The 17,809-nt window shown below is 56.8% G+C and carries 13 protein-coding genes; 11 read left to right on the top strand and 2 right to left on the bottom strand.

Annotated elements, in window-relative coordinates:
- Positions 1-294: 294 nt before the first annotated feature.
- The 9 genes from FHW16_RS23820 to FHW16_RS23860 all read left to right on the top strand — a co-directional run bounded on the left by FHW16_RS23820 (position 295) and on the right by FHW16_RS23860 (position 11,996).
- Complete coding sequence (locus FHW16_RS23820) at positions 295-2,148, top strand: M3 family oligoendopeptidase (protein WP_182551782.1); 1,854 nt, start codon at positions 295-297, stop codon at positions 2,146-2,148.
- A 15-nt stretch (positions 2,149-2,163) separates the two neighbouring features.
- A complete protein-coding gene (locus FHW16_RS23825) occupies positions 2,164-3,060 on the top strand; it encodes a heme-dependent oxidative N-demethylase family protein (RefSeq protein WP_182551783.1) in 897 nt (298 codons plus the stop codon).
- Between the two features lie 152 nt (positions 3,061-3,212).
- The gene (locus FHW16_RS23830) at positions 3,213-4,655 is read left to right on the top strand and encodes a homospermidine synthase (protein ID WP_182551784.1); all 1,443 of its coding nucleotides are present in this window, start codon (positions 3,213-3,215) and stop codon (positions 4,653-4,655) included.
- A 1,064-nt stretch (positions 4,656-5,719) separates the two neighbouring features.
- Positions 5,720-6,322: a LysE family translocator gene (locus FHW16_RS23835; RefSeq protein ID WP_182551785.1), complete on the top strand. Its 603-nt coding sequence runs from the start codon at positions 5,720-5,722 to the stop codon at positions 6,320-6,322.
- 94 nt (positions 6,323-6,416) lie between these two features.
- Positions 6,417-6,809: a hypothetical protein gene (locus FHW16_RS23840; RefSeq protein ID WP_182551786.1), complete on the top strand. Its 393-nt coding sequence runs from the start codon at positions 6,417-6,419 to the stop codon at positions 6,807-6,809.
- Positions 6,810-6,987: 178 nt separating this feature from the next.
- Positions 6,988-8,850: a 5'-nucleotidase C-terminal domain-containing protein gene (locus FHW16_RS23845; protein ID WP_182551787.1), complete on the top strand. Its 1,863-nt coding sequence runs from the start codon at positions 6,988-6,990 to the stop codon at positions 8,848-8,850.
- A 195-nt stretch (positions 8,851-9,045) separates the two neighbouring features.
- The gene (hemH, locus tag FHW16_RS23850) at positions 9,046-10,095 is read left to right on the top strand and encodes a ferrochelatase (RefSeq protein WP_182551788.1); all 1,050 of its coding nucleotides are present in this window, start codon (positions 9,046-9,048) and stop codon (positions 10,093-10,095) included.
- 401 nt (positions 10,096-10,496) lie between these two features.
- Positions 10,497-11,510 carry an SPFH domain-containing protein gene (locus FHW16_RS23855; RefSeq protein WP_182551789.1) on the top strand — a complete coding sequence of 338 codons (1,014 nt, stop codon included), beginning with the start codon at positions 10,497-10,499 and terminating at the stop codon, positions 11,508-11,510.
- Positions 11,511-11,534: 24 nt separating this feature from the next.
- Positions 11,535-11,996, top strand: a complete 462-nt coding sequence (locus FHW16_RS23860) for an NfeD family protein (protein ID WP_182551790.1) — start codon at positions 11,535-11,537, stop codon at positions 11,994-11,996.
- A 212-nt stretch (positions 11,997-12,208) separates the two neighbouring features.
- Here the strand turns inward: FHW16_RS23860 and FHW16_RS23865 are convergent, their stop codons facing one another.
- Positions 12,209-13,204: a KpsF/GutQ family sugar-phosphate isomerase gene (locus FHW16_RS23865; RefSeq protein WP_182551791.1), complete on the bottom strand. Its 996-nt coding sequence runs from the start codon at positions 13,202-13,204 to the stop codon at positions 12,209-12,211.
- Positions 13,205-13,441: 237 nt separating this feature from the next.
- Between FHW16_RS23865 and FHW16_RS23870 the strand changes: the two genes are divergently transcribed.
- Entirely contained in the window at positions 13,442-15,115 is a 1,674-nt protein-coding gene (locus tag FHW16_RS23870) for an outer membrane beta-barrel protein (RefSeq protein WP_182551792.1), read from the top strand.
- A gap of 277 nt (positions 15,116-15,392) precedes the next feature.
- Here the strand turns inward: FHW16_RS23870 and galU are convergent, their stop codons facing one another.
- Complete coding sequence (gene galU, locus FHW16_RS23875) at positions 15,393-16,298, bottom strand: UTP--glucose-1-phosphate uridylyltransferase GalU (protein ID WP_182551793.1); 906 nt, start codon at positions 16,296-16,298, stop codon at positions 15,393-15,395.
- Between the two features lie 277 nt (positions 16,299-16,575).
- Between galU and FHW16_RS23880 the strand changes: the two genes are divergently transcribed.
- The gene (locus FHW16_RS23880) at positions 16,576-17,802 is read left to right on the top strand and encodes a lytic murein transglycosylase (RefSeq protein WP_182551794.1); all 1,227 of its coding nucleotides are present in this window, start codon (positions 16,576-16,578) and stop codon (positions 17,800-17,802) included.
- The last annotated feature ends 7 nt before the right edge of the window (positions 17,803-17,809 follow it).

Below are 17,809 nucleotides of genomic sequence, written 5' to 3' on the forward strand. Positions count from 1 at the left end.
TTATCCGATTTAATGGTTAATGGTCACTTATTGAAGAACAAATACGTTGAGAGCATGGCAAAAACCAAGACGCAAAGAGCTGATTTGAGACATGGTCAACGGGTGGTTAACAGCACAATTAAGACCTTTTGGTGATAGAATCCACCCCTCATAAGTCTTACCCACGCACGTTTTGTAACCAACGAATACGCAACTGGAACAAATACCAATGAACTTTTAAGCTTTCGATCTCTCAAACTATCCCCCATGATTCGCGTTTGAACAAGCAGTCGATTGTCAAAAAACGGTGCCAAAATGAATTTCAATCTCAAGAACTATACTCCATCGGCAAAGTCCGGCGCGGCAGCTGCCAAGTCCGGACAGGCCGCACTTGGCATCCTGCCCGAATGGAATCTTGCCGATCTCTACCCCTCGGCGGAAAGCAGTGAGCTCAAGGCAGACCTGAAAAGGGCCGATGAACTTGCCGTTCTGTTCGCCAATCGCTGGAAAGGCAATCTGGCTGCGGAAACCGTCAAGCCAAAGGGCGGCGGCTTCGCCGAAGCAATCCGGGAATTTGAGGCTCTGGAAGAGCTGATCGGAAAGATCGTCTCCTATGCCGGGCTCGTCTATGCGGGAGATACCTCCGATCCGAAACGCGCCAAGCTCTACGGCGACATCCAGGAGAAGATGACCAATGCCAGCGCGCATTTGATCTTCTTCAGCCTTGAACTCAACCGTATCGACGACGCGGTCATCGAAAAGGCGATGGACGACAATCCGGCGATCGGCCACTACCGGCCATGGCTGGTCGACCTGCGCAAGGACAAGCCCTACCAGCTCGACGACAAGATCGAACAGCTCTTCCATGAGAAGTCGATCACCGGGCGCGGCGCGTGGAACCGCCTGTTCGACGAAACCATGACGGCGCTGCGCTTTGACGTCGACGGCGAAGACCTCGCCCTCGAACCGACGCTCAACATGCTGCAGGATGCTGACGGAGCCGTGCGCAAAAAGGCCTCCGACGCACTGGCAAAAACCTTCAAGGAAAATCTGCGCACGTTCACGCTGATCACCAATACCCTGGCCAAAGACAAGGAAATCTCCGATCGCTGGCGCGGTTTTCAGGATATTGCCGACAGCCGCCATCTCGCCAATCGTGTCGAGCGCGAAGTGGTTGATGCGCTGGCCGAAGCCGTGCAGGCCGCCTATCCGCGCCTGTCACATCGCTATTATGCGTTGAAAGCCAAGTGGCTCGGCCTCGAATACCTCAACAATTGGGACCGCAACGCACCGCTGCCCGAGACGCCGCAGGCGGTGATCCCATGGACCGAAGCCAAGGACACCGTGCTGTCGGCCTATAGAGGTTTTGCCCCAGAAATGGCCGACATCGCCCGCGCTTTCTTCGACAAGAACTGGATCGATGCGCCCACCCGCCCCGGCAAGTCGCCGGGCGCTTTTGCCCATCCGACCGTGCCGTCCGTTCATCCCTATGTGCTGCTCAACTACATGGGCAAGCCGCGTGACGTGATGACCCTCGCCCACGAACTCGGCCATGGCGTGCATCAGGTACTTGCCGGTGATCAGGGTGCGCTGATGGCATCAACACCACTGACACTCGCCGAAACCGCCTCCGTTTTCGGTGAAATGCTGACGTTCCGTTCGCTGCTGGAGAAAACCAGGGACAAGCGCGAGCGCAAGGCCATGCTGGCCCAGAAGGCCGAGGACATGATCAACACGGTCGTGCGCCAGATCGCCTTCTACCTCTTCGAGCGTCGGGTGCACACCGAGCGTGCCAATGGCGAATTGACCTCCGACCGGATCGGCGAGATCTGGCTCGACGTGCAGAAGGAAAGCCTCGGACCGGCAATCCGCTTCGGCCCCGGCTATGAAACCTTCTGGACCTATATTCCGCATTTCATCCATTCGCCCTTCTACGTCTACGCCTATGCGTTCGGCGATTGCCTGGTGAATTCGCTGTATGCGGTCTACCAGAATGCCGATGCGGGGTTTCAGGAGAAGTATTTCGACATGCTGAAAGCCGGTGGCACAAAGCACCATTCGGAACTGCTGGCACCGTTCGGTCTCGACGCCACGGACCCGGCCTTCTGGCAGAAAGGCCTTTCCGTCATCGAAGGCATCATCGACGAGCTGGAGGCGATGGACGCCTGAAATGGATAGGCCGGAATGACTGCTCCCGCCCACACACCCTATGATGGTTCGGCCCAACCCTTCACCATAGGGTTGCACCAGCTTGACCTGAAGGATTGGATCGAAATTGACGGCAATCTCGTTCCTTACCTCAGGGAAAAGCGACGGCTGTTCGGGCTGCACGCTGGAAAGATTGTCGTCGAGGAGCTCGGCACACGCGATGCTCAAAAGGAAGTGCTCGACCTTTTGAGCGCTCATCTCGTGGAACATTACCCGGCGCTCTACCGCAGGGACGGCGGGAATATCGCAATCACTGGTTGGGAAGAACAGGTTCCGCTCGGCGACGCCGGTTCTTCCTTTCTGCATCGCGCCGCCAGTCTCGTTCAGGAAGACCTCGTTCTGATGCGCAAGGATGAGCCGCGCGGCTGGCATCTGGCGGCGGCGTCGCTCTCCTTCCCCTCCTCGTGGACGCTGCTGGAAAAATTCGGACGGTCCATGGAGGATATTCATGCGCCCGTGCCGGATTTCGGCACGGGCACACGCAATGCGGGTCTCATCAGCCGGATGTTCGACAATCTGCGGCCGGACCGGTCGGTCTATCGCATGAACTGGTCGCTGCAACCCGACGGCGATCTCTATCATCCCCTCTCGAGCCACCAGAAGGGCGCACGCTATACGGATGAGGACATCATCGCCCAGAGCTTTGTCCGTGTCGAGCGCCAGACCCTGCGCAAGCTGCCCGCATCCGGCGACATTCTCTTCACCATCCGCATTCATCTCGATCCGGTCACTGCCCTGAAAAAGCACCCGGAATGCCGCGCCGTGGCCGAAGCTTTTGCCGCGCAGCTTCAGTCATTGAACGAAGCGCAAGCCCAATATAAAGGCATTATGGCGGTCCGTGACCGGCTGATCGACGCGCTGAAGACCCTTTAGATCATTTCAATTAACAGTAGTTGCAGTTTTGACCCCTTCTGAGTGAACGGTTGTTTGCTCTTTGTCATCACTATGCTCTATGGTTTCTTTGAAGCGGTGAAATAACCGCTGCCCTCATTGATGGAGATTAAAAAATTAGGAGTAGCAAAAAAATGGCGAAGGCGAATTGGCCTGTACATGGAGAAATTACTGGTCCGATCGTGATGATCGGTTTCGGGTCCATCGGACGGGGTACCCTGCCCCTCATAGAGCGCCACTTCAAATTCGATAAGTCCCGCCTGGTCGTCATCGACCCGAGTGATGCCAACAAGAAGCTGCTCGACGAGCGCGGCATCCGCTTCATTCAGGAAGCCGTTACCAAGGAAAATTACAAGACGCTGTTGAAACCTTTGCTGACTGCCGGCGAGGGACAGGGATTTTGCGTTAATCTGTCGGTCGATACATCCTCCGTCGATATCATGCGCCTGTGCCGCAAGGTCGGCTCGCTCTATATCGACACAGTAATCGAGCCATGGGCCGGATTTTACTATGCGGGCGGCGACAATGCGAAACGCACCAACTACGCGCTGCGCGAAACGCTGTTGGCCGAGAAGCGCCGCAAGCCCGGCGGTACGACCGCCGTCTCCTGTAGCGGTGCCAATCCCGGCATGGTGTCATGGTTTGTCAAACAGGCCGTCGTCAATCTCGCCAAGGATCTTGGTATCGAGCACACCGAACCAGCGCGCAATGACCGCGACGGTTGGGCGCGCCTTATGCGTGAGACCGGCATCAAGGGTATTCATATTGCCGAGCGCGATACGCAGCGCGCGGGTGAGCCCAAGCCTTTCGGCGTTTTCTGGAACACATGGTCCGTTGATGGCTTCATTTCCGAGGGCCTGCAACCGGCGGAACTCGGTTGGGGTACCCATGAAAAGTGGCTGCCCAAGAATGCCCGCAAGCAGAAGAAGGGCAACAAGGCCGCAATCTTCCTGGAACAGCCCGGCGCCGATACCCGTATCCGCACTTGGTGCCCGACTGAGGGACCACAGTTCGGCCTGCTGGTCACGCACAACGAGGCCATTTCGATTGCCGACTTCTTCACAGTCTTTGACAAGAAGGGCAAGGCTGCTTACCGGCCGACCTGTCATTACGCCTATCACCCGTCCAACGTGGCAACGCTTTCACTCGATGAAATGTTCGGGGCCGCCGGTCAGCCGCAGCCCATCCATCACGTTCTCGAAGAATCCGAGATCGTCGATGGCGCGGATGAACTCGGTGTATTGCTCTACGGCCATGACAAGAACGCCTATTGGTATGGCTCGCAGCTGACCATCGAGGAAGCCCGCAAAATGGCTCCTTACCAGAATGCGACGGGTCTGCAGGTCAGTTCGGCCGTTCTCTCGGGCATGGTCTGGGCGCTGGAAAATCCGGAAGCTGGCATTGTCGAGACCGACGAGATTGATTTCCGCCGCTGCCTTGAAATCCAGAAGCCCTATCTCGGACCGCTCAAGGGGCACTATACGGACTGGACGCCGCTGGAAAATCGCCCTGGCTTCTTCAAGGAAGACATCGACACCAGCGATCCCTGGCAGTTCCGCAACATCCTCGTGCATTGATCAAAAACGGCAACCCACGGGTTGCCGTTTTCATATCTGCTGGTGTGCATGGGGCGTGGGTCACATCGCTGCCCCCGTGCTCCTCTGACATTTGCATGCCTATCGTGCGTGGTTCGCCCTTCGACAGGCTCATTGTGGAACCAGTTCTCCCCGTTGCCACGCCCGCATTTGCGTCTGGCTGTTGAAAGAAGAGAATGACGGGCGGTCCTTGGAACGCGGGTCTTGGGTATTCTGGTATGCGATGCTTGCGATCCAAGGACCACCCGCCCCGGCGATTTTACGTTTCCGCCTGTTCTGCCTTGTCATCCGGCTGCTGGGCCAGATGAAACTGCAACTTCAGCGAAACCTCCCCGTCCCATGGGTTTTCTCCCCACGAGGCCGAAGCGCCGATCCTTTCCCGACTTTCGAAAGTTTCCGGAAGCATTCCCGCCGGAAAGGACACGAGTAGAATAAGGGATGATGGGAAGTGTTGGATAAGTTTCAGCTATATCTCTTTCAGAACAATAACTTGATAGCTTTTCACCCCCCTCTGCCCTGTCGGACATCTCCCCCGCAAGGGGGGAGATCAGCCTTCATGTTCATTTCAGCCAATCTTCAAGAGTTGAAAATTACGCGAGATGGTCGATGGTGATGTGATCTCCCCCCTTGCGGGGGAGATGCCCGACAGGGCAGAGGGGGGGGTGAGAACATGGGCAAACTCTGCATAACAAGCTTGGGTGGTTCGCCCTTCGACAAGCTCAGGAGGCTCACCATGAGGTAAAGTGAGAATTGCTGGGGGGTCAAGTTCTGCAAGATTGTTCACGCTGACAAGGTTCCAATGGTCTTGCAGCCCACCCATCTCCCTCATGATGAGCCTCCTGAGCTTATCGAAGGGCGAACCATGCACTACAGCACATGCAAGCTTGCCCAACCGCGCACAAGGTTCTCCCAACGGAAACACTACAGAGCGATACTGGATATCCAGTATCCTTTCATCCCCCGCGATCCGCACTCCCAATTGACAATATAACAATTTGTACATATCCTGATATAAAGAGATCATTATATGATTATGGGGACATATCATGGATATTCTCAACGCCGGGTTGTTTTCTCTCGCTGCCATCGTCCTGCTGGGATCGCCCGGCCCCGGAATTGCGGCGCTGATTGCCGTTGGCCGTGAGAAGGGCTTTACGGGAGGGCTGAAGTTCTACAGCGGCCTGCAGATCGGCCTCGCTTTTGCCGCCGGGATCAGCGCCGCCGGACTGTTTTCCGTCATCCAGACGCTGCCCGTGGCGATGACAATCATGACGATTCTCGCGACGCTGTATCTGCTCTATCTCGCCTACAGTATCGTGACGGCGCCCGTCGGCATCGAACCCGGCAGCACAAGCAAGAGGTTTGCCGGTACTGCTCTTGGTGGTTTCCTGCTCGGTGTCACCAATCCCAAATCCTACATCGCCTTCGTATCCCTGATGGCGTCCTATCCGATCATCAACACCAATGCCTCCGCCGACGTCACAGTCAAATGGCTGGTCTGTGTGATCGTTATGGTTGTCGTCGACATTCTCTGGTTGTGGTTGGGTGTGATCATTCAAAAGGCTGGCATGACCGCCCGCTCCGAGCGCCTTCTCAATATTACAATGGGGAGTATCATAGCGGCAACAGCCTTCATCGCATTGATCTGATCACGCTGTGTTCGCCGCTTTATTAAACTTGTATCTTGTTTTTGCTTGGTTTTCGCGGCATTTAAAGGGGCAACCCAATCAGGAGATTGATCGGATGAAACGTATTTCACTGGCCTTCAGCGCAGCGACCATGGCAGTGGCACTTGCTGCTTGCCAGACAGGCGGCCCCATTCAGGACGGCGGATCAGAACAGGCGTCCCGCCCGACGGATGCCGTGCAGGGCCAATGGTTCGATACTTCGGGCGTCGCTTTCTCGAATTTCAACGGTGGCGTTTTCGAAACCCGCGCCAATGACACCAAGGAAAAGCTGGCTGAAGGCAATTATCGCTTTTCGTCTGCCAACCTGATCGAAATCAACCTGCGCTCTCTTGCCCGGGGCACCCAGTCCAAGGTCAATTGCGCACTCGTGAACCAGGGCCAGCTCAACTGTACTTCGTCAAGCGGGCAGCAATTCTCGCTGACACGCCGCGGCGGCCAGACAGGCTGATATAGACAAGCGAAAGGCCGGCGTGGATATCAGCGCTGGCTATCTTCCCTGTTTTAAGCGGCAAAACTGTCGCAGTTCCCTTGCATGCCGCGCCAAGTAATGAAAGCATCGGCGCATCTGTCACACGGGTGCCAATGACCGGTGACAGCATCAGGCGATCGCAACAGGGGAACAATTCATGTCAAAAATCCTCGCCGGAATTCTGCTCACCTCCTCCGCCCTCACCATGACGGCGGGAGCGGCAATGGCTGACTACACGCTCAACATTCTGCACATCAACGATTTCCACTCACGGCAGGAATCGATCAACAAGTATGATTCGACCTGTTCCGCCGAAGAGGAAAGCAAGAACGAATGCTTTGGCGGCATTGCCCGGGTCAAAGCCAAGATCGACGAGCGCCGCGCTGCCCTGTCCAAGGACGGCGGCAATGTGATCGTGCTCAATGCAGGCGACGAGTTTCAGGGATCGCTGTTCTACACAACCTACAAAGGCGACGACACCGCCGAATTCATGAACGGCATCGGCTATGACGTGATGGCGCTGGGCAATCATGAATTCGACGACGGCGTTGATACGCTGGCAAAATTCCTGGACAAGGTGAAATTCCCTGTCATCTCCGCCAATACGCAGGCGGCTGAGGGCTCGCCCATTGCGGGTAAATACAAGCCCTATGTCATCAAGGACATCGGCGGACAGAAGATCGGCATTGTATCGACACTGACCACCGACACCGCAGAGATTTCAACCCCTGGACCGACGGTCAAGTTTGCCGATGAAATCGAGACCCTGAAGAAGGAAGTCGAGGCGCTGAAGGCCGAGGGTGTCAACAAGATCATCGCCCTCAATCATGACGGCTACGTCAAGGACAAGGAAATTGCCGCGGCGGTGGATGGCATCGACGTGATTGTCGGCGGACACAGCCACACACTTCTGTCTAATACCGACCCGCAGGCGCTCGGACCCTATCCGACCCTTGTCAAGGGTCCCTCTGGCCGGGATGTGCCGATCGTGCAGGCAAAATCCTATTCCAAATATCTCGGCGAACTGAAAGTCACTTTTGACGATGACGGCAATGTCACGAAGAGCGAGGGTGCGCCGATCCTGCTCGATTCTTCCGTCGTTCCCGACCCGGCCTATCTTGCGCGGGTCAAGGAACTGGCCAAGCCAATCGAGGAACTGAAGGCCAGGAAGGTGGCCGAATCGAGCGGCGTCATCGAGGCCGCCCGGGAAGTGTGCCGCGCGGTGGAATGCTCCATGGGCAATCTCGTTGCCGACGCCATGGTCGACCGGGTCAAGGATCAGGGCATGACCATCGCCATCATCAATGGTGGCGGCCTGCGTGCATCCATTGACGCTGGCGATGTGACCATGGGCGAAGTTCTCACGGTCCTGCCATTCCAGAACACGCTGTCAACATTTCAGCTTAAGGGCGCCGATGTGGTTGCCGCGCTGGAAAACGGCGTCAGCCAGATCGATCAGGGCGCCGGACGTTTCGCTCAGGTTTCCGGCCTGAAATACGCCTTCGATGTATCGAAGCCGGTCGGACAGCGGGTGTCTTCCGTTGAAGTGCGTAACGGTGACGGCTGGAAGCTGATTGATACGGCGGCAACCTATGGTGTGGTGTCAAACAACTACATGCGCGCCGGTGGTGATGGCTACAAGATTTTCGCCACCAATGCGGTCAATGCCTATGACTACGGTCCGGGCCTTGAAGCTGTGGTTTCCGATTATCTTGCCAAGAACACGCCCTACAAACCCTATACCGATGGCCGGATCTCCGTCATTGCCGCTGCCACAGCGATTACGCCCGTCGCATCGGATCCAACCCCGCCAGCCAAGCCCGCCGCAGAAGCAGCGGCACCGGCGGCAGCCTCCGCCACGCCATCGACCTATACAATCAAACGCGGTGATAATTTCTGGAACATCGCCAAGGACGTCTATGGCGATGGTTTCGACTGGAAGAAACTCGCGGCCGCCAATCCGGAGATGATCATCAAGAAACTGCCGATCGGCAGCGAAATGAAAATACCGCCGAAGTAAACCACCCTAGGACAAACGGTCCTAGGGACGCGAATTCCGGCCCGGCACAACTTGAATGTTGTGCCGGGTTCTTTCATATCTGCCCGGATTTTGCATGCCGGATTGCAATTTACCGCTTTTTGCTGCGTCTTTTCGCGCCCTTGCAATCCCGCCCTTCACCACTAGGTTCCAACCGCAAAGCAGGAGTTGAAAGAGATGACGATGTCTGGTGAGGTTGGTGTGGCAGTGAAGAAGCCAAGCGACCATCCGCGCATCGAAACGTCTGGTATCGGCGTTCTCCTTGTCAATCTTGGAACGCCCGACGGCACTGATGTGACATCCATGCGCCGTTATCTCAAGGAATTCCTCTCCGACAAGCGCGTCATCGAATGGCCGCGCGCCATCTGGCTGCCGGTGCTCTACGGCATCGTGCTCAACACCCGGCCAAAGAAATCCGGTGCGCTGTACGACAAGATCTGGAACCGCGAGCGCAATGAATCACCGCTGCGCACCTATACCCGCGCGCAAAGCGAAAAGCTGGCCGCCAGCCTCGCCTCTCATCCTGACGTGATCGTCGACTGGGGCATGCGCTACGGACAGCCATCCATCGAAGACGCTCTGGAACGGCTCGACAAGCAGGGCTGCAAGCGGATCGTCATGTTCCCGCTCTATCCGCAATATTCCGCAACGACCACTGCAACGGTCAACGACAAGTTCTTTGAAGCACTGATCAAGATGCGCTTCATGCCGGCCACCCGCACTGTGCCATCCTATCAGGACGAGGCGGTCTACATCGACGCGCTTGCCGTCTCCATCGAAAAGCATTTTGCCACGCTCGATTTCGAACCAGAAGTGGTCGTGGCCTCCTATCACGGCATTCCGCAAAGCTATTTCAAGCGCGGCGATCCCTATCCCTGCCATTGCTGGAAGACGACACGTCTCCTGCGTGAGCGCCTCGGTTGGGACGAGAAAAAACTGATCACCTGCTTCCAGTCACGCTTTGGACCGGAAGAATGGATGCAGCCCTATACGGACAAGACGATGGAAAAGCTCGCCCGGGACGGCGTGAAATCCGTTGCCGTGTTCAATCCGGGGTTCGTCTCGGACTGCCTGGAAACGCTGGAGGAAATCGCGGTTGAAGCCGGGAACACTTTCCGGGAAAGTGGCGGCGTCAACTTCACCCATATACCCTGCCTGAATGATTCAGACGAAGGCATGCAGGTGATCGAAGAACTGGTTCGGCGCGAATTGCAGGGCTGGATCTGAGTCAAGCCAGCGCATGTATAAATCCCCGCTTAAGTCTTTCTGAGATCAAGACTTTAGTCTATCTTGGCGTCGTCCGTATAAAGGACGATGATACGAGATGACATTTGATCCTGATGTTAGGGTCAAGACTCATTAATATGATCGAAATGGCGCCTGAAACGGCAAGAAGATGCGAGGAGAGATGCGAAGGGCGGGGCCTTTCCCCCGGCCGAGCGGCTCGACACTGCAGCTTGCAGCCGTTTCGGCGTCCGAAGGATATGGTCTTTTCGCCCGGCTACATCGTCGCGAAGGCTTGACAATGAACCACATTGCCTTCGCCTTTGCTCCTTGTATCCGAACGAAAAGCCTCATACCATTTCAACCATATTAATGGGTCTTGACCCTAGGCAAGGGGGAGTATAATGCCGTTCAGCGGTTTCGATTTTACCATTCCGGTACTGGTTGTTCTGGTTCTGGTTGTCCTGTTCGCAGGCGTCAAGACCGTTCCCCAGGGCTACAATTATACAATCGAGCGTTTTGGCAGATATACCCGCACGCTGTCACCCGGTCTCAGCCTCATCGTTCCGTTCTTTGATCGTATCGGCGCCAAGCTGAACATGATGGAACAGGTGCTCGACGTTCAGACTCAGGAAGTCATCACCAAGGACAACGCCAATATCGCTGTCGATGGCATTGCCTTCTATCAGATCCTCAACGCGCCGCAGGCAGCCTATCAGGTCAGTGGACTGCAGAACGCCATTCTCAATCTCACCATGACCAATATCCGTACGGTCATGGGCTCGATGGACCTCGACGAACTCCTGTCCAACCGCGACGCGATCAATGATCGTCTGCTGCGGGTGGTGGATGAAGCTGCGCATTCCTGGGGCATCAAGATGACCCGCGTCGAGATCAAGGATATCAATCCACCCAAGGACCTGCTTGATTCCATGGCACGTCAGATGAAGGCCGAACGCGAAAAGCGCGCGCTGGTTCTGGAAGCAGAAGGCAACCGTGCGGCGCAGATTTTGCGCGCCGAGGGCCTGAAACAGGCACAGATTCTCGAAGCGGAAGGCAAGCGGGAAGCCGCGTACCGCGAGGCTGAGGGCCGTGAACGTCTTGCCCAGGCGGAAGCCAAGGCAACCGAGCTGGTTTCCATCGCGATCAACAACGGCAACGTGCAGGCGATCAACTATTTCGTTGCACAGAAATACACCGAAGCCTTTGCCAAGTTTGCCACGAGCAACAACCAGAAACTCATTCTTATGCCGATGGAAGCATCTTCGCTGGTCGGCACGCTCGGCGGTATTGGCGCCATTGCCCGGGAAGTCTTTGGTGATACGGCCCAGACGGCGGAGCGGCCATCCGTTCCGGCGCAGCCAGCCCGCGGACGCACCGTCCCGGGAACCAGCGGCGGTTCCGGCCAATCGTCCTGACCGCCGGTTAGAGGAGTTGCACTGATGTTGGAACATCTCTTTCAGGAACTCGGCCCATGGAACTGGGTCGTGCTCGGCTTTATCCTGCTCATCTTCGAAGTGGCGGTTCCCGGCATTTTCCTGCTGTGGTTTGGCATTGCCGCCATCATCGTCGGCTTCCTGACGATCCTCGTGCTGGGGCCCCTGCTCGCCGTCAGCTGGCAATTGCAGATCATCCTGTTTTTGATTCTGTCCGTCATAACGGTGTTCATCGGACGGCGGCTGATGGGCGCAACGGATGTGCCTACCGACGAGCCGCTGCTCAACCGGCGCAGCGAACAGCTGATCGGTCAGATCGTCGTGCTGGAGGAGGCAACTGTCAATGGACGCGGACGCGCCCGCATCGGTGACAGCCTCTGGCGTGTCAAAGGTCCGGATCTTGCTGCGGGAAGCCGGGTCAGGATAACGGGAACCGATCAGGGAACACTGGTGGTCGAGGCGGTTTAATCTGACTGCATGGATATTGTGCTTGGTTCACCCTTCGACAGGCTCAGGAAGCTCACCATGAGGGAGAGTGAGGATTGCATGGAGTTCTGTTCTGAAAGAATGTTCAAACTCCAATGTTTCCGATTGGCGTGCAGCCACCCATCTCCCTCATGGTGAGCTTCCTGAGCCTGTCGAAGGGCGAACCACACACACCTTCCATGCAACCCATAAAATCAGGCAGCGCCAATCCGCAACAGATCATGGAAATGCACGATACCGACCGGGAAGTTGTTCTCGGTGACAATCAGCGCGCCGATATTATATTCGTTGAGCAACGCGAGTGCGGCGCTCGCCAGCATGGTTGTCGGCACAGTCTTCGGGTTGCGTGTCATCACTTCCTCAACCTTCATCCCGACCAGATTGCGGTGAAGGTTGCGGGACAGATCACCATCCGTGATGATTCCTGCCAATGACCCGTCGTCATTGTGAACGGCGATACAACCGAAGCGCTTGTCGGACAGGACTTTCATGGCGTCAGGTATGGACGTTCCGAGCGGAACCAGCGGAATCTTGTCACCGCGATGCATGATCTCGCGCACATGTGTGAGGCTCGCACCCAGTGAACCGCCGGGATGGAATGTCTTGAAATCAAATGCGGTGAAGCCGCGCGCTTCCAGAAGCGCCACGGCAATGGCATCACCCATGGCCAGCTGCATCAGCGTCGATGTTGTCGGGGCAAGTCCATGCGGGCAGGCTTCGGTGATTTTCGGCATCAGCAGCACGACATCGGCCGCTGTCGCCAACGCCGAGTTTTCGCCTGCCGTGACAGCAATCAGCGGAATACGAAACCGTCTGGAATAGCTGACGATCCCTTTGAGTTCAGCAGTATCGCCCGACCAGGAGATCGCCAGAATGGCATCATCGGCGGCTATCATGCCAAGGTCGCCATGATTGGCTTCCGATGGATGGACAAAGAAGGCGGGTGTGCCTGTCGAGGCGAAGGTCGCGGCAATCTTCGAGCCGATATGGCCGCTCTTGCCCACGCCGGTCACGATAATTCGGCCACGGACCGACGCGATGCTTTCAATGGCTCTGCCAAAGGCTTCAGCCAGATCGCCGTCCAGCGCTTCGCGCAATGCGCTCAGCCCGTCTTTTTCGGTTGAAATTGTCCGCTTTGCGGAATCGACCGCCGCGGTTTTGTCGAGTTCAGTGTCGTTTATTGCCTGCATGGCCAGAACCGTTAGCGCTTTGCTGGCGCGCTGTCCATTTTTTGTTGCAACGCAGCTTTGAAACAGGCCGCGTGGTGCAACCGGAAACTAGTCATTAACCATGACAGTTTACGCTCCATAAAGGTTCGAACTCATTGGCAATGCTATTTCATGCATCATCGGCAACCACGCATCGAAGCACCGCCGTACCGCGGCAGCTTCAAATCTGTGATCAATCTCTGTCTGTGGACGGGATTGATGAGCGGCGTTGCGTTTGTTTCAGGTGGAACAGCATTTTCCCAGCAGGCAACGCCGCTGCGCGGATCGGTGGACGAAAATGTCCTGCAGACCCAGCAGAATACTCCGCCCCGCCCGGCTCCCCGGCCTGCAGTTAGTGCCCCGGCGCTCGCTGGTACCGGTGATGCCGGCATTCCGTCTGATCCCTATCAGCCCATCAGCCCCGGCGCCCTGCCCGATGCGGATGCCGGAAACCTTGGTTTGAACGGTGTGCCGGTGAATGATGGTTCGCCGCCATCCGGGCCCGTGGACAACAGTGGCGGTCTCAATCCTCCACCCGCGACGGTCCCGACCGACATACCGCTTCCCGCTGATCGCGCGACAGCGGCAACCCAGCGGACACGCCCGGCTCAGCCGTCTCTGCGCGCTGGGCAGACGCCGGATGCACTCACTACAGGCGCACTGGAGGACGAGACAGGCAGCAATCCCAAGGCTCAGCGTACGGACAAGGACAATCTGCCTGAGCCGGCTCTTGAGCGCCGCTTTGTAAAACCGGATCCTGAACCCTTTGCACCGCTCGGTATCAGAGCCGGGACGGTCACGCTGCGTCCGTCCATCTCCCAGGGCATTCGGGCCACGACCAATGCCGATGATAGTTCGGACGGCAAGAGTGCGATCCTCTCGGAAACCCGGCTAAGGATGCGCGCCACGACCGATTGGTCGCGCCATTCCGCGTTTCTTGACTTCGATGGCACCTATGACAAGACGCTGTCTGGCCAGGATTATTCGGCACCCAATATCGGGTTACGCGGCGGCTTCAAGCTTGATCTTGGCGAGCGGACGACTGTCACCGGTGAAGGCGGCTATCGCTACAGGCAGGAGGACGCCAGCGCGCCGACTGCCGTTACCGGCGCATCGAACCGGCCTGCCGTGCAGGAACTGGATGCCACATTGGGCGTACGGCACGAGTTCGGCCGGTTCTTTGGCGAGGTCAAAGGCAAGGTCGACCACACCACCTATGGGCGGGCTGAATTTCCTGATGGGACGACGATCAGCCAGAAAGATCGCGACAACACCTTCGCCAGCGTCGCCCTGCGTGGCGGCTTTGAAATGTCACCGGCCATCAAGCCATTCGCCGAAGTTGAAATCGGCAAGCTGATGTATGACCTGACCGAGGACTCGAACGGCTATCGCCGCTCCGGCATGCGCACGGCGCTGCGCGGCGGCATCGAGGCTGATTTCGGTGAGAAACTGTCAGGTGAACTGGCGCTGGGTTATCTGCGTCAGGGCATTGATGACAACAGGCTGTCGGATGTAGACGGCTTCAGCGTGGATGGAGCGATCAAGTGGTCGCCGCAGCGCGGTACGGATGTCAATCTCGGTCTGCTCACCCGCGTCGAGGGTGCCACGGCACCCAATGACAGCGGCTCCATCTTTTACGAGGGAAGGCTGGGGGTCAAACGGCAGATCCGGTCCAATCTGAGCGTCAATGCGGAATTGACGGCGTCGCTGCGCGACAACAAGGATGGCAGCGGTCTCGACAAGGGCTTCGGCGCGGAAGTCGGCGCGACCTACTGGTTCAACCGCTTCCTTGGCCTTGATGTCAGTGCCCGTCACCGCATAACACGCAGCGAGGTCGATACCCGTCAGACAACTGAAAGCAGCGTCTATATGGGGCTGACGCTGCAGCGGTAGAAAGACTGTTGGCGGTTCAGCAAGTCAGGTCGCATGACCCGTGCGCGTGATTATGTATATGTTAGATAGATATTCACCCCCCTCTGCCCTGTCGGGCATCTCCCCCACAAGGGGGGAGATCAGCCTTCATGGCTGTTTCAGCTAATCTTCGAGAGTTGAATTTTGAGTGAGATAGTCAATGTCGATGTGATCTCCCCCCTTGTGGGGGAGATGTCCGACAGGACAGAGGGGGGTGAAGAACCAGCTGTTTTCTGCATCCCGTCCCTCCTCAAACATCTCAATCCTTGCGCGGCTGGATGGTCTTCAGCATATTGCCGATATTGTCGATGACACCGTTGCGGATGTCATTGCGCCACAGGGCGAAAGCCACGTTGGCCTCGACGAAACCTTCCTTCGAACCCGTATCATAGGTACGGCCGCGGAAATGATATCCGTAGAAATCCTGCTCCTTGGTCAGTTTCAGCATGCCGTCGGTCAGCTGGATTTCATTGCCGGCACCGCGTTCCTGATGCTCCAGAATGTCAAATATTTCCGGCTGCAGGATATAGCGGCCATTGATGTAGAGGTTGGAAGGCGCCGTACCCTTGGCTGGCTTCTCCACCATCTCGGTCAGTTCGAAACCGTTGCCGACATCCTTGCCCTTGCCGACAATACCGTATTTGTGCGCTTCTTCCGGATCGCATTCCTGCACGGCGACGATATTGCCGCCGCCTGCCTGATTATAGAGCTCCACCATATCGGCGAGGCAGCCATTCTTCTCCGGCTGCATGATCATGTCAGGCAGAAGCAGCGCGAACGGCTCGTCGCCAACGATATCGCGGGCGCACCACACCGCATGACCGAGGCCCATCGGCACCTGCTGACGGGTGAAACTGGTCGTGCCGGGCCCCGGCTGGATGCTTTGCAGTTCGTCGAGCAATGCCGTCTTGCCGCGCTCGGCCAAGGTTGAATACAATTCGTACTGGGCATCGAAATAATCCTCGATGACCGCCTTGTTGCGGCCAGTCACGAAAATGAAGTGTTCGATACCGGCCTCGCGGGCCTCATCCACCACATACTGAATGACCGGTTTGTCGACAACAGTCAGCATTTCTTTCGGAATGGACTTGGTTGCCGGAAGAACGCGGGTACCAAAACCTGCGACTGGAAAAACGGCTTTGCGGATTTTTTTCGCTGTAGTCACAATATGCTCCCCATCTCTACACAATAGTCAGTTAACATTGGTAATGGACATTAGAACCGCAAAGAATGAAAATAGTTTGTGCGGCGCAATAAAGATTTTTTTCGCTCGGTAATGTTCCCGCATGGATGACCAGATATTGGGCACCCGATGCGGTCAGGCAGCTTCCCATCATATGAATAGGTCTTGCCCGGAGACCATGGTAAACTAATTACTAACTTTGATGTGCGTAATTTATCGTTTGATCGGAATAGGTGGCAGCACAGTTCAAGGAGACAACATGTTTGAGAGTCCGTCGGCTTTCGCAAAGCGCATCATGATTTTGGCCGCAACCGCGAGCCTGGCTTTTGCAGTAACGGCCACGAATGCCTCCGCCGATGCAAAATTCCAGGGCTGGATCGCCGGCTTCCGCACAACTGCCATGCAGAGCGGCATTTCCGCGTCAACGTTCCAGCGTGCTTTTGCGGGTGTTACGGAGATTGATCCTGAAGTCCTGCAGAAAGCGTCATTTCAGCCGGAATTCACCGCGCCGGTATGGGACTACGTCGACAATCGCGTCAACGAACATTCCATCACCACTGGCCGCGAAATGGCGCGCAAGTACAGCCGCTGGCTCGCCGCGATCGAGAAATCCTTCGGCGTTGACCGCAATGTTCTGCTGGCGATCTGGTCCATGGAGACCAATTACGGTGAGGCAATGCAGCGCAACGATATCATGCGCGATGCCGTGCGCTCCCTTGCGACACTGGCCTATGCCGACGAGCGCCGCGCAAAATATGCCCGCACCCAGCTGATTGCTGCCATGAAAATCCTGCAGACCGGCGATATTGACCGCAGTCACCTTACCGGTTCGTGGGCAGGTGCGCTGGGACATACCCAGTTCATTCCGACCAGTTATCTTGCCTATGCCGTCGATATGGACGGCAACGGCAAACGCGACATCTGGACATCGATACCCGATGCACTGGCCACCGCTGCCAATCTTCTGAAGAAGAATGGCTGGCAGTCCGGTCAGACGTGGGGCTATGAAGTGACACTTCCGGCAGGACGCAAATTCCCCGCCGGTTCACGCACCCTGGCGGAATGGCAGAGCCTCGGCGTCGTTCGCGCCAATGGCAAGCCCTTCCCGCGCGGCGAAGGAAAGGCACAACTGAAAGTGCTTGACGGCCGTGAAGGTCCTGCGTTTCTGATGACCCGCAACTTCTTCGTTTTGAAGAACTACAACAATGCCGACAAATATGCGCTTGCCGTCGGCCTTCTCGCCGACCAGATTGGCGGCGCACCTGCCCTGCATCAGGATTGGAACCGCCCGTTCACGCCGATTTCGATGAAGGAGCGCGAAGAATTGCAGACTCATCTGCGCGCATTGGGCTATTATGACGGCGAAGTGGACGGAAAAATCGGCTCTGGTTCAAGGGATGCCATCCAGGCGTTCCAGAAGAAGATGGGCCTCGATCCGGACGGTCATCCCAGCAAGGAAGTATTGACCGTTATCCGCAAGCGATAAGGTTTGG

It is taken from the genome of Phyllobacterium myrsinacearum, from assembly GCF_014138285.1.
In the GTDB taxonomy this organism is placed as follows: Bacteria; Pseudomonadota; Alphaproteobacteria; order Rhizobiales; family Rhizobiaceae; genus Phyllobacterium; species Phyllobacterium myrsinacearum_A.